The 12,557-nt window shown below is 54.7% G+C and carries 14 protein-coding genes and 1 tRNA gene; 4 read left to right on the forward strand and 11 right to left on the reverse strand.

The window, feature by feature from the left end; translation table 11 throughout:
• The first annotated feature begins 98 nt into the window (after positions 1-98).
• The gene (locus VSS37_RS14840; protein WP_324696468.1) at positions 99-1,337 is read left to right on the forward strand and encodes a glycoside hydrolase family 18 protein; all 1,239 of its coding nucleotides are present in this window, start codon (positions 99-101) and stop codon (positions 1,335-1,337) included.
• Between the two features lie 18 nt (positions 1,338-1,355).
• On the opposite strand, the gene VSS37_RS14845 is transcribed toward VSS37_RS14840, so the two are convergent.
• Positions 1,356-2,534 carry a M20 aminoacylase family protein gene (locus tag VSS37_RS14845; protein ID WP_324696470.1) on the reverse strand — a complete coding sequence of 393 codons (1,179 nt, stop codon included), beginning with the start codon at positions 2,532-2,534 and terminating at the stop codon, positions 1,356-1,358.
• On the opposite strand from VSS37_RS14845, the gene VSS37_RS14850 reads away from it, so the two are divergent.
• Positions 2,503-3,309 carry a hypothetical protein gene (locus VSS37_RS14850; RefSeq protein ID WP_324696472.1) on the forward strand — a complete coding sequence of 269 codons (807 nt, stop codon included), beginning with the start codon at positions 2,503-2,505 and terminating at the stop codon, positions 3,307-3,309. The genes VSS37_RS14845 and VSS37_RS14850 overlap by 32 nt on opposite strands.
• A 74-nt stretch (positions 3,310-3,383) precedes the next feature.
• Positions 3,384-4,529: a lytic murein transglycosylase B gene (gene mltB / locus VSS37_RS14855; protein WP_324696473.1), complete on the forward strand. Its 1,146-nt coding sequence runs from the start codon at positions 3,384-3,386 to the stop codon at positions 4,527-4,529.
• A 35-nt stretch (positions 4,530-4,564) separates the two neighbouring features.
• Here the strand turns inward: mltB and rapZ are convergent, their stop codons facing one another.
• The 10 genes from rapZ to VSS37_RS14905 form a co-directional block, all read right to left on the reverse strand.
• A complete protein-coding gene (rapZ, locus tag VSS37_RS14860; RefSeq protein ID WP_324696474.1) occupies positions 4,565-5,428 on the reverse strand; it encodes an RNase adapter RapZ in 864 nt (287 codons plus the stop codon).
• A gap of 4 nt (positions 5,429-5,432) precedes the next feature.
• Complete coding sequence (locus tag VSS37_RS14865; protein WP_324696475.1) at positions 5,433-5,921, reverse strand: PTS sugar transporter subunit IIA; 489 nt, start codon at positions 5,919-5,921, stop codon at positions 5,433-5,435.
• 6 nt (positions 5,922-5,927) lie between these two features.
• Positions 5,928-6,263, reverse strand: coding sequence for a ribosome hibernation-promoting factor, HPF/YfiA family (hpf, locus tag VSS37_RS14870; protein ID WP_324696476.1), 336 nt, complete (start codon positions 6,261-6,263; stop codon positions 5,928-5,930).
• Between the two features lie 95 nt (positions 6,264-6,358).
• On the reverse strand, positions 6,359-7,825 hold the full coding sequence (locus VSS37_RS14875) for an RNA polymerase factor sigma-54 (RefSeq protein ID WP_324696478.1): 1,467 nt from the start codon (positions 7,823-7,825) through the stop codon (positions 6,359-6,361).
• A gap of 116 nt (positions 7,826-7,941) precedes the next feature.
• Positions 7,942-8,667, reverse strand: a complete 726-nt coding sequence (gene lptB, locus VSS37_RS14880) for an LPS export ABC transporter ATP-binding protein (protein WP_324696480.1) — start codon at positions 8,665-8,667, stop codon at positions 7,942-7,944.
• The gene (gene lptA / locus VSS37_RS14885; protein ID WP_324696482.1) at positions 8,664-9,176 is read right to left on the reverse strand and encodes a lipopolysaccharide transport periplasmic protein LptA; all 513 of its coding nucleotides are present in this window, start codon (positions 9,174-9,176) and stop codon (positions 8,664-8,666) included. The genes lptB and lptA overlap by 4 nt, the downstream gene beginning before the upstream one ends.
• A complete protein-coding gene (lptC, locus tag VSS37_RS14890; protein ID WP_324696484.1) occupies positions 9,148-9,711 on the reverse strand; it encodes an LPS export ABC transporter periplasmic protein LptC in 564 nt (187 codons plus the stop codon). Before lptC ends, lptA begins: the two co-directional genes overlap by 29 nt.
• The gene (gene kdsC, locus VSS37_RS14895; RefSeq protein WP_324696486.1) at positions 9,708-10,259 is read right to left on the reverse strand and encodes a 3-deoxy-manno-octulosonate-8-phosphatase KdsC; all 552 of its coding nucleotides are present in this window, start codon (positions 10,257-10,259) and stop codon (positions 9,708-9,710) included. The genes lptC and kdsC overlap by 4 nt, the downstream gene beginning before the upstream one ends.
• On the reverse strand, positions 10,259-11,233 hold the full coding sequence (locus VSS37_RS14900; protein ID WP_324696487.1) for a KpsF/GutQ family sugar-phosphate isomerase: 975 nt from the start codon (positions 11,231-11,233) through the stop codon (positions 10,259-10,261). Before VSS37_RS14900 ends, kdsC begins: the two co-directional genes overlap by 1 nt.
• Positions 11,234-11,319: 86 nt before the next feature.
• A tRNA-Leu gene (locus VSS37_RS14905) sits at positions 11,320-11,406 on the reverse strand.
• Between the two features lie 82 nt (positions 11,407-11,488).
• Here VSS37_RS14905 and queA point away from each other — a divergent pair.
• Positions 11,489-12,526: a tRNA preQ1(34) S-adenosylmethionine ribosyltransferase-isomerase QueA gene (queA, locus tag VSS37_RS14910; protein ID WP_324696537.1), complete on the forward strand. Its 1,038-nt coding sequence runs from the start codon at positions 11,489-11,491 to the stop codon at positions 12,524-12,526.
• Positions 12,527-12,557 lie beyond the last annotated feature (31 nt).

Here is a 12,557-nt window from a genome sequence, read left to right on the forward strand (position 1 = left end):
TCAAACTATGCACGTCTCCCCGGCAAAGCCGGGGGATTTCCCAATAGATTAAGTTAATATGCAGGCTTTTAGGGCTTGAAGAATCAGGGAGATAACCCATGGGTGTAAAGATAACTGGTAAGCTTACCGCGTCATTGGTTTTGGCTGTCGCTGTGTTTTGGTCCCAACTGGCTTGTGCGTGTGGGAACATTGCCAAACCATGGGTGACAGGTTATTTGCCTGGCTATGAGCAGGACGCTAGTGGCAATGTGTCCTTCATGGATGCCGACGATTGGTCGATGCTTACGCATATTGTGCATTTTGCGGCGCATATCGGGTCTGACGGTTCACTGGATTTCGCCTCTGAGCAGATTGATTCCACCAAGCGGACAAAGGCCATCAGCCTTGCCCATCAGCACAATATACCGATACTGTTCAGCGTCAATTCTTGGCAGGATACCTATAACCCCATTCTGGCGGACGCCACCAAACGGCAAACCCTGATCAATGCGCTGATCGGTGTTTTGAATGAGGGCTATGACGGGCTGGATCTGGATCTGGAGCCAGTTACGCCCTATGGGTCCGAGGTCAACGCCAACTATGAAACATTCCTGACTGAGCTGCATGCACGCATGAAGCAGGAATACCCTGATAAGATTAAAAAAACGCCGCTACTGGATCGTCCGTTACTGGCGGTGGCGGCAGGGCCGGATGGCCGGGACGCCAAGCTGTTGGCTCGGCACATCGACATGATTGACCAGCTCAATGTCATGTTTTACAACCAGGCCACCATTTGGGAGGGCGTCACTTGGCACGACTCAGCCTTGTATGATGGTGGCAAGGTTTATCCCTCCACCGGCGGGAAGGTCGCCTCCATTGACGGATACGTCAAAAAATATTTGGCGGCAGGCATTCCCGCCAGCAAATTGGGGCTTGGGGTCAGTCTGGAAATCCGCATTTGGCAAGGGGGAAAAGTGACAGGCTCCACAGATGGCGTAACGGCCCCTATGCAGACGTGGACGACAACACCCAAGGACTGGACTAGCGGGACACCCCTGGATAGCGTGGCGCAACTGATGCAGAACTATTATACGAAGCCTGAGTATTACCATTGGGATGCAGGTGCACGGATGCCTTACCTCAGCATCAACAATACCGGGTCTGCTGATGACAAGTTCATTTCATTCAATGACCCGCGTTCATTGGCGGAAAAAGTCGACTTTGTTAAGCAAACTGGATTGGGGGGGTTGATGATCTGGCACTTGCGGCTGGATTACCAGCCGGAGAAACCCGCAGGCCAAAAAAGGCCAATCATGAAAGCGATACGTCAGGCATTGCATACAGGCACCGGCCAATAACCACTGCGGCGCAACGTCTTAGCGGCACAGGCGTTGCGCCAACTGTACCCAGTAGTTTGCCCCCAGCGGCAGTATCTGGTCATTGAAATCGTAATGGGGGTTATGCAGGGCATGGCTTTCACCCGCAGCGCCGTTGCCGATCCAGATATAGGCACCAGGCCGTTGTTGCAGCATGTAGGCAAAATCTTCCGCACCCATGCTGGGGGGTGGGTTCCACTGCACACAGCCTTCGCCGACCAGCTCGGAGGCGACCTGATAACAGGTTTCGGCGTTGGCCTGCCGGTTGATGGTGGCTGGGTAGCCAGGGTTGAAGCGGATGCTGGCGGAAGCGCCAAAAGCGCTGGCGGTATGTTCCACCAGTTGTTGCAGGCGTTGCTTGATCAGTTGGCGCTGGCTTTCCTCCAGCGTGCGGATGGTGCCATGCAGGCTGACGTGTTCCGGGATGACATTATAGGCGCTGCCGCCCACCATGCGGGTGATGCTGATGACGCCGCTGCTGGTGGGTTTCAGGTTGCGGGCAATGATGCTTTGTGTGGCGGTGATGATGTGGCCAGCCACCAGCACCGGGTCGGTCAGCATGTCGGGCATCGCCGCATGGCCGCCCTGGCCGTGGATTTCAATGTCGAAACCGTCGGTGGACGCCATGACCGCGCCAGGGTGCACGGCAAAATGCCCTTCTGGAATGCCGGGCCAGTTGTGCATGCCGTAGACTTCGGCGATCGGGAAGCGCTCGAACAAACCATCATCAATCATGCGCTTGGCACCTGCCTGCATTTCTTCAGCCGGTTGGAAAATGAAATAAATGGTGCCCGCAAAATCCGGGGAGTGGGCCAAAACAGCGGCGGCACCCAACAGCATGGTGGTGTGGCCGTCATGCCCGCAGCCATGCATTTTTCCGGGGTGGCGGGACGCATGGGCGAATGTGTTCAGTTCCGTTAGCGGGAGTGCGTCCATGTCTGCGCGCAGGCCAATATGTTTGTCGCCAGGGTGTCGGCCACGTAGGACGCCGACCACGCCGGTGCCACCGATCTGGGTGTGGACTTCCAACCCCAGTGCCTGCAAACGTTCCGCCACCACGTTGCTGGTGCGTAATTCTTCATAAGCTGTTTCCGGATGCTGGTGAATGTCGCGGCGCCATTCCTGCATTTGCAGGTGCAGGGTGCTGTTGGCGGCAATCAGTTCTGCTTTTGCTGTCATTTTCTTCATCCTTTCTTTTGGCGCGTTGCCGCGATTTTCCAGGGTATGTCTGGTATTCTTCCAGATATTACACTTGGCAGGTAGTGCTCGTATGAAAACACAACAAGGAATGGCGTTATTGATAACGCTTTTGGCCGCAAACACCCTGATGGCGCAAGGGCCGCAGGAGGTTCCACAGCAAACATTGACTTTCCCACCCCAGCAGGTTGCCGGGAATCAAGTGCAATATCCGGGGGTAGGGCAGCAGGGTGGGCAATTCCCCAGCCAAACATATTTCCCGCAACAAACCGCGTCCCCTTATGCCGGTTACGCCTATCCGGGCTATTCCCCCTATGCCTATGGGCAAACTTACAACCCGTACTATTATGGGCAGAGGCAAACCTACAGCCCTTACGCGCAATATTATAATCCTTATGCACAGCCCTATTCCCCCTACGCCATGCTTCCGCGTATGACGCCTTATGCCTTAAGGCCGCCAGTGCCGCAAAACATGCCGGTTCCGCAGGCACCAAAGGAGAAGGAAACCCATCCCTGGGGTGACACCCGTTACATATGGCCTGATTTTTATACGGATTTTACCAATGACTTTTGGGATAAAATGATCAATGCCCCCTATGATTTGGGGGAGATGCCAGGCGGGTGGCGGTTCCCCTCATTCAGTTCCCCTGATCCTGTGACGGTCACTGACGCCATTGCCAATCAAGTGCCGCCATTCGCTGATGAGGCAGGCAAGATGATACCTTTTGATGATGCGGGACACATGGTGCCTTTTTAATCTTGTTGCAGCCGTGTTAGACTATCAGCTCATCTTTGGGTTAAAAATAATATTAAGTTATGTCGGAGGCTTGCATGTATTCGCCAAGGAATTCCTTTGCTCTCAGCGCCGTTGCGTTATTGGCGCTGGGTTTGGGGGCATGTAGTTCAGCGCCTGAAAAGCAGGATGTTACTGACAACAGTGCACAACAACAGGTCGCTCAGGAACAACCAACACAAACACAGGTTGATGTCCCCAAGGTGGTCAATTACGGCGGCAAAGGCGTCGGTAATTATTCCGCCACTGGTCTGGGGGGGGATTTTGCTGGCAATCCCCAACTGCTGGCCTTTATTGACAATATGGTGAGAAGCCAGGGGTTTGACCGCAATTATTTGTATGGCGTCTTTTCTCAAGTGCGCAACCGCGATGACATTTCGGCGCAATGGGCAAAGCCATCTGCGGGCAGCCCGCTTGGCTGGAGCGCTTATCGCGCCCGTTTCGTCAATGCGGCCAATATCCAGCGAGGCTCCCAGTTCTGGCAACAGTATGCGGGGCAGTTGCAGCGCGCCGAACAGCAATATGGCGTCCCGGCTGAATACATTGTCGGCATTATGGGGGTGGAAACCCGTTGGGGGCGGATTTTCGGCAAGCATCGTGTGATTGACGCCTTGACGACATCCGCGCTGACCAATCAGCGTCGCAGCCAGTTTTTCTTTGATGAGTTGAAGTACTACCTGTCGATGACCCAAACTGAACGGATGGATCCGCTAGCCCCGATGGGTTCATTTGCGGGTGCCATGGGTTATGGCCAATTCATGCCCAGCAGTTTCCATTCTTATGCCGTGGACTTTGATGGTGATGGCGTGCGTGATTTGTGGAACCCTGTGGATGCCATTGGCAGCATCGCCAATTACTTTGCCAAGCATGGGTGGCAGGCAGGCGGCGAAGTGGCGGTTCCGGCGGCAGTGACGTCATCTGCCTACGCCAGCATGCCAGATGGGTACAAGGTCAAGTATTCGCTTGCCAGTCTGGCCAGCAGGGGGATTGCGCCGCGTTATGGAAGGGGTTCAAACGGGCCAGCTTATTTGCTCGCGTTGAGCACTGTGCCCAATGGTTACAAGGAGCCCTGGATTGGCTACCAGAATTTCTATGTGATTACCCGTTATAACCACAGCAACTATTACGCCATGGCGGTGCATCAGTTGGCCGAAGCCGTGCGTGGAAGGGTTAGGGGAGGTTGATTCATTAGGGGCGGCTAACCAAGCCGCCCGGTTTGTCAGCGGACATAATTGAGTTCGCGGTGACGTAGGATGACGTTTTCACCCATATTGCGGCGGAAGTGTTGGTATAAGCGTTCCGCCAAGTAGACGGAGCGGTGACGCCCGCCGGTGCAGCCAATGGAAACGGTCAGGTAAGCACGTTGGCAACTGGCATCCAGGTTAGGCAGCCAGTGGCTGAGGAACCCTTCAATGTCTGCATACATTCGCTGCACGTCATCATGTTCCTCCAGCCAATTGATGATGCCTGCATCACGGCCAGTCAGGGTGCGCAGGTCGGGTTCCCAATAGGGGTTGGGCAGGCAGCGCACATCAAACAGAAAATCGGAATCGGAAGGTGCCCCATGCTTGAAGCCAAAGGACTGGATCATCAGCGACAAATGCTTGGATTCACTTTGGCAGATGCGTGCTTTCAATATCCGCCCCAATTCATAAACGCCGATGTGTGACGTATCCAGACGTAGGTCGGCATCAACCGCCAGCGGTTCCAGCAATGTGGATTCCAGCAGGATCGCTTTGTCCAGCTCTTGGGTTTCGCTCGTTAGTGGGTGCCGACGGCGGGTCTCATTGTAGCGTTTACGCAAGATTTCTTGCTCTGCATACAGGTAAACAAGTTGTGTGTTGGATATGCGCTGGCGAATACGTTTGATGATGGCTGGCGTGTCCAGCAGGCTGTCGCGTCCGCCCCTGATGTCAATGCCAACGGCGAGGTAGGGTTGCTTGGCGATTTGGGGGGTGCCAAGCAAGGCTTCCAGCAATTGGGATGGCAAGTTGTCAATGCAGTAGTAACCATTGTCTTCGAGTGTGTGAAGGGCGTAAGTCTTACCTGCGCCCGACATGCCACTGATGATGACCAGATGCATGCGTTTAGGCCGCCATTACACCCTCAAGCGGGTGGTTGGCTGTGTTGATTAGGGAGCAGAAGTATTCCTGCACGAGCTTGGCATCACGGTATTGGCAAAGGTGTTCAATCAGCGATTTTTGTAGTAAGGCACTGGTTAGGTGGGTGATAAGGTCAGAATAATCAGGAGCCTGGTTGCTTGGGGCCAGAATCGCCATGAATAGTTGGACGGGTTTTTTGTCCGGCGCATCCATTTTGACTCCATCCTCCAGTAGCAACAAGGCTCCAGTGGCTTGGGAGATGGGCAAGCAGGCGTGCGGTATCGCCACGCCGTTGCCGATGGTTGTGCTGCCCAGCTTTTCCCGATTGATCAGCGCGTCGAAAATGGCGTCTGCGTCCAGCCCTTCACTGCCAGTGGCCAACAAGGCCGACAGCAGCTCAAAAGCCCGCTTCTTACTGGAGATTTCCGTTTCGCATTTGATCCGTTCGGGTGAAAGCAGGGCAGCGATGTCCATGGGGCTTTAATCCGTAGGCTCAGTTGTCGCTACCAGTTGGGCAGCTTCCTGGCGATGATGGCTTTTCAGCTTTTCCTTGAGCTTGAGAATTTGCCGATCCAACTTGTCAACCAATGCATCAATGGCCGCATACATGTCATCAGCGTAGGCGTCTGCAAACATGTGGTTGCCATTGGCGTGGAAAGTCGCTTCCGCCTTGTGGCGTTGTTTTTCGACCTCCAGAATGAAGTGGATCTTCATTACCTGGTCAAAGTGGCGTTTGAGGCGTTCTGCCTTTTCACGCACATAATTGTTCATGGAGTCTGTCACTTCAAGATGATGACCAGTGATTTCTAATTGCATAATGCAAGCTCCTTTTTTCAGGTCATGGAAGAAGCCACGTCCTGTGGTTGGCGCTCTTCCTCTCGGGTCGGGTATGCCAACACAGGAAACGTGGTTCAAGTCGGAACCAATGCCTTCCGTTCATGGGATGAAGGAATTGACATTGCTTCACGGTACTTGGCGACGGTTCGGCGCGCCACATTGATGCCCTGCTGGTTGAGCAGGTGAGTCAATTGGTTGTCACTCAGGGGTGAGTTCTGGTCTTCCTCGGTAATCAGTTTTTTGAGCATGGCCCGGATGGCGGTTGATGAACAGCTTGACCCTGTGTCTGTTTCAACCTGACTGGAGAAGAAATACTTGAATTCAAAGATACCGCGCGGGGTATGCATGTATTTGTTGGTGGTGACACGGGAGATGGTTGATTCGTGCATTTCCAGTTCTTCTGCAATATCTCGGAGTATCAATGGCTTCATCGCCTGTTCCCCATATTGCATGAAAGCGCTCTGGCGTTCAACAATTGCTTTGGCGACGTTCAGGAGGGTTGAGTTGCGGCTTTCCACGCTGCGGATCAACCAGCGCGCCTGTTGCAGGTTGGTCTTGAAATAACTGGCGTCGTGTTCGGTTTTGACCTGCCCCAGCATATCGGCGTAGAACTGGTTGACCTGTAGGTTGGGGGTAACCTGCGCGTTCAGGGCTACGATCCATCTGTCTTTGATTTTACGGACAAATACGTCAGGCACGATGTAGTCTGCGGAAGAGGTGGAATAGGCACTTCCAGGGCGCGGTTGCAGGCTGCGCAATAACAGGACGATGTCTTCCAGCTCGCCCTGTTCTATTTTTATTCTCTTTTTGATTTCTTTATAATCGCGCCGTTCCAATAGATCCAGATGTTTTTCCACCAGTTGGCGCGCTTTGACCTGGATGCGGCTTTCCGGCAAGTGATGCAGTTGAATCAGTAAACATTCGCGCAGATCGCGCGAACCTACCCCGATGGGGTCAAGCTGCTGGATGTATTTGAGGACAACTTCCACATCTTCCAAATCGATCAGCAATTCATGGCTGAGTGCTTCGTAAATCTCTTCCAGGGAATCGCACAAATAGCCAGCTTCATCCAAAGAGCGGATCAGGGCTTCCGCAATTTGCTTGTCGATGCTGGTGAGGTTGCTCATGCGGATTTGCCACAACAAATGCTCCTGCAACCCTTCGCCGCCGCTGTCGCACTGATTTTCCAGGAAGCCGTTGGCGTCGCCGTCGTTATCGCTGTTGCTGCTGCGGGTGTCGTAGACATCTTCCCAGTCTGCGTCGATGCTCAGTTCGCTGGGAATGTTTTCGTCAAGGGAGGGGCTATCGCCGCTGGCCTCAAGGGTTTCCGGTTCTGGGTCGGCTTTGGTGTCATTGCTGGAATCAACCGCATTGTCTTCAAGGTCATCGGCAAGTTGTAACAGCGGGTTTTCTTCCAGAGCCTGCTGGATTTCATTTTGCAATTCAAGTGATGAGAGCTGCAACAGGCGGATGGCCTGTTGCAACTGTGGTGTCATGGATAAGGTTTGACCTAATTTGAGATCGAATCCCTGTTTAAGCATTGTTCTTGTTATTCCTTTTACCTATGGCCGATGTCCTGTCTTTCATGGCTTTCATACTACTCCAATCATTTGACGGTGCAAAGATGCGATAGCCAGGATGAATGGCGGCTGAGTGTTTACAGCGTGAAGTTCTCACCCAGATAAACGCGCCGCGCCTGCTCATTTTTCAGGATGTCGTCGGGCGCGCCTTCGACCAAAATTTTGCCTTCGCTCAGTATGTAAGCGCGGTGGCAGATGCCGAGGGTCTCGCGCACATTGTGGTCGGTGATGAGGACGCCAATGTTGCGCCCGACCAGATGGCGGATGATTTTTTGGATTTCCAGCACGGAGATCGGGTCGACCCCGGCGAACGGCTCATCCAGCAGGATGAAGGCAGGCTCAGTGGCCAAGGCGCGGGCGATTTCGGCACGCCGCCGTTCCCCGCCGGACAGGCTCACGCCAAGGCTGTCGCGCAAGTGGGTAAGCTGGAATTCCTCCAGCAGGCTGTCGGCCTTGTCCTGCCGCTGTGTGCGGTTGAGATCCTTGCGCATTTCCAGCACCGCCATGATGTTTTGCACTACCGTCAGCTTGCGGAAGATGCTGGCTTCCTGCGCCAGGTAGCCAATGCCTTCACGCGCGCGTTCATGCATGGGGGCGGCTGTAATGTCCTTACCGTTGAGCAGGACTTGCCCTGCGTCTGCCCCGATCAGGCCGACTATCATGTAAAAGCAGGTGGTTTTGCCCGCCCCATTCGGCCCCAGCAGGCCGACCACTTCCGCATTGTTGACGGAAAGGTCGACCCCCTTGAGGATCTGGCGCTTCTTATAGCTTTTTTGCAGGTTGCGCGCTGCCAGCGTATTCATTTGGCGGCTTTGTTGGTTGGGTAGAAAACAGCGGAAACCCGCCCGGACTTGCCGGTTCCGCCTGCCTTGAGCTGGCCGCTGTCGGGGAGGTATTCGATATGGTTGCTGACGAAGCGGTCTTTGTCCTGCATCAGTTCGGCGTTGCCATCCAGCAGCAGGCGTTTGTCCTTGACCAGGTAGCGGACTTCCTGCGCCTTGCCTTGCACCTGTTTGCCATTGTCCATTTTTTGCTGGAGGCTGACTGGGGAACCGGTGGCAATAATGCTCTGGATTTCGTTGCCAGGGGCATTGATTTCAATATGGCTGGCGAGGATTTGCAAAGTGCCCTGGCGGATGTTGACGTGGCCGTCATAGGTGGCAGTTCCGGCGATTTTGTCAAAGACCGCCGAGTCGGCTTCAATCTGCACCGGCTCTTCCACATCCGATTTCAGGGCATGGGCGGTGGGGACCATGCCCGCCAGCAGCAAGCATAACAGCCATTTATTTAACGTGGTAGATTGAGCGGACATTGGAATCAAATCTCAGTAAATCCTGGTTAAGCCTGGCGGTCAGGCCGGTGGATTGCATCGTACCAGAAGGGCCGGTAATGGATACCTTTGCATCGGTCGAAATTTCATCGTTTTGTGCATCGTAGGTCAGATAATCAGTACGCAGGGTGAATCCGTCCTGCACTGTGGTGGTCGTCGGTGGTTTGATGACCTCCACATTGCCCGCCAGCTTCGCCAATTGGCTGGCTTGGTCGAACCAGCCTTCAGTTGCACTGGCCCGGATGCGTTTACCGGCTTCCCCCTTGCCCAGCAACACCGGCGCAATGATTTGGCTCTGTTTTTTGCTTGGCCAGTGGGACAGGTGCCGTCCGGACAGTTCGTAACTGACCTTGCCATCGCTGGCGATCGCCATGATGGAAAAGTCTGACAAATAGTAGTCAATCTGCTCTTTGTTCACGGTCAGGCGGCCAAGGTCAGTTTTTCCCAGATAATCCTCCACCTGGGTGATCAGCAAGATCATTAACAGGACGATGATCAGGATGCTCAGGCGCTTCATGCCAGATAACTTTCCAGTTTTGCCTGTAGTTTGCCTTGCGTATGCAATAGAAGCTCGCACACCTCACGCGCCGCGCCGCGCCCGCCGGTTGCTTCCGTAACCCAGTGCGCATGCTGCCGGACAAAGTAATGGGCGTCCTGGACGGCAACAGCAAAGCCGACCTGCGTCATGACTGGCAAGTCCACGACATCATCGCCAACATAGGCGATGTTTTCTGCGTTGAGGCCGGTTTTGGCCAGCAGGTCGGCGAAGGCAGGGCGTTTGTCCCGGTAACCCTGCCAAATACGGTCGTGCGGCACTTTCAGGTTGTCAGCGCGGTGCAGCACCAACTCGGACTTGCGCCCGGTGATCAGGGCCATTTCCAACCCGCTTTCCAGCAACATGCGGATGCCATGGCCATCCTTGGAATTGAAGGCTTTGTATTCCTGCCCCTGATTGTCGTAAAAAAGGCTGCCATCCGTCAGCACGCCGTCAATATCGAAAATAACTAGGCGGGTGTTGCGGGCGCGCTCCAGAACCGCCGCCGGGAGCTTGTCAAACTGGTACATCAGGTGATTCCTGCGCGTAAAAGGTCATGCATGTGGATGATACCGATAACGCGGTTGTCCTGCACGACCGGGAGCACCGTGATGGCGTGTTTCTGCATGAGGTTGAGCGCCTCGACCGCCAGACTGTCGCCGTCGATGCTGCGGCAATTGTGGGTCATCAGCGCGGCGATGGGTTGTTCCTGCACCTTGCGGCCTTTTTCGAACGAGCGCCGCAAGTCGCCATCGGTAAAAATGCCCAGCAATGTTCCTGCCGTATCGGTAATGGCGGTCATGCCCAGCTTCTTGCGGGTCATTTCCAGGATTGCTTGTTGCAGGTTGACATCCGGGCGCACCTGTGGGATTTCCTCGCCGGTATGCATGATGTCGCGCACATGCACCAACAGGCGTTTGCCCAAACGTCCGCCAGGGTGGGAGCGGGCGAAGTCTTCCACAGTGAAGCCGCGCGCCTCCAGCAATGCAATCGCCAGCGCATCGCCCATCACCAGCGTGGCGGTGGTGCTGGAGGTCGGTGCCAGCCCCAACGGGCAGGCTTCCCTGTCCACGCCAGTGTGGATGTGGAAATCGGCGGCTTTCGCCAATGGGGAGCCAGAGTTGCCGGTCATGGCGATAATACGCACATCCAGTCGCCGGATAGCCGGTAAGATGGAGAGGATTTCCTCACTTGTGCCGGAGTTGGATAAGGCAATGATGACATCCCCACTGACAATCATGCCGAGGTCGCCATGGCTGGCCTCGCCTGGGTGCAGGAAAAAAGCCGGTGTGCCGGTGCTGGCTAAGGTGGCGGCAATTTTGTTGCCGATATGGCCAGATTTTCCCATGCCGGTGACAATCACCCGTCCCCGACAGGCAAGGATGGCTTCACAGGCATGCAGGAAACCGTTGTCCAGTCGTGCGGGTAGGGCAGCGAGGGCGGCAATTTCAGTGTCGATCACGGCTTTGGCCAGAGCCAGCAAATCTTTGGCGTGGTGTGGCATTGGTGTCAATTCTCAACCTATTTCACAGGCATAAAAAAACCCGCTATTGCGGGTTTAGATAGTCTATTTGGTGTCTGGTTCACAAATGGTGCCGGAAGCGAGACTCGAACTCGCACAGTGTCACCACCGGCGGATTTTGAATCCGCTGCGTCTACCAATTCCGCCATTCCGGCACGTGGTGAAGGATGCAGATTCTACCTGATTTTTAGCTTTTGTCGAAAGAAATTTTGCAAACTGTTATGATTCGCGCCCATGATGCAACTGAGCGACTTCCATTACGACCTTCCCCCTGAGCTGATTGCTTCTGAACCCTTGGCGGAGCGGAGCGCCAGCCGCTTGCTAGTCCTCAACGGGTCAACAGGTGAATATCGCGACGGACGCTTTACCGACCTACTGACGTTGCTTCAGCCAGAAGATTTGCTGGTGTTCAATGATGCCCGTGTGATCCCCGCCCGCCTGTTGGGCCGGAAAGCGTCGGGTGGCAAAGTGGAGGTGCTGGTGGAGCGCATCACCGACGCACATGCCGTGCTTGCCCATATTCGTGCGAGCAAAGCACCCAGGTCGGGTGTGCGCCTGTATCTGGAAGATATGCTGGAAGCAGAGGTCGTTGGGAGGCAGGGCGATTTGTTCGAGGTGCGTTTTCTGCATGAAGACCCGCCATTGGCATTACTGGAACGTTACGGGCATATTCCATTGCCACCTTATATTGAGCGGGAAGATACTGCGGCTGATCGTGAGCGTTATCAGACCGTGTATGCGCAAAAGCCGGGGGCCATCGCTGCGCCAACGGCTGGCCTGCATTTCGACGCCGCAATATTGGCCGCATTGGCGCAAAAAGGTGTGCATACTGCGGCGGTTACCCTGCATGTCGGCGCTGGCACTTTCCAGCCTGTGCGGGTGCAAGATTTGTCGCAGCATGTCATGCATGCCGAGTACGTGGACGTTTCCCGACAAGTCTGTGACGCCGTGGCGGCTTGTCGCCAACGCGGGGGCAAGGTGGTGGCGGTGGGCACAACGTCAGTGCGTAGCCTGGAAAGCGCTGCCCAAGGTGGGGTGTTGCAGCCTTTGCAAGGGGATACGCAACTGTTTATCACGCCGGGTTATAGGTTTAATGTGGTTGATGCCATGATCACCAATTTCCATCTGCCTGAGTCAACCCTGTTGATGTTGGTGTCAGCGTTTGCTGGCTATCAAAACGTCATGGAAGCTTATCGGCATGCCGTTCATCAGAAATATCGTTTCTTTAGTTACGGTGACGCCATGTTTATTTCATATAAGCAGAATAAATCGTGATTTTGTCAGTCAAGGTTGTGACTTTTCTGCA

Source organism: Candidatus Thiothrix phosphatis, from assembly GCF_035668035.1.
Taxonomy (GTDB): Bacteria; Pseudomonadota; Gammaproteobacteria; order Thiotrichales; family Thiotrichaceae; genus Thiothrix; species Thiothrix phosphatis.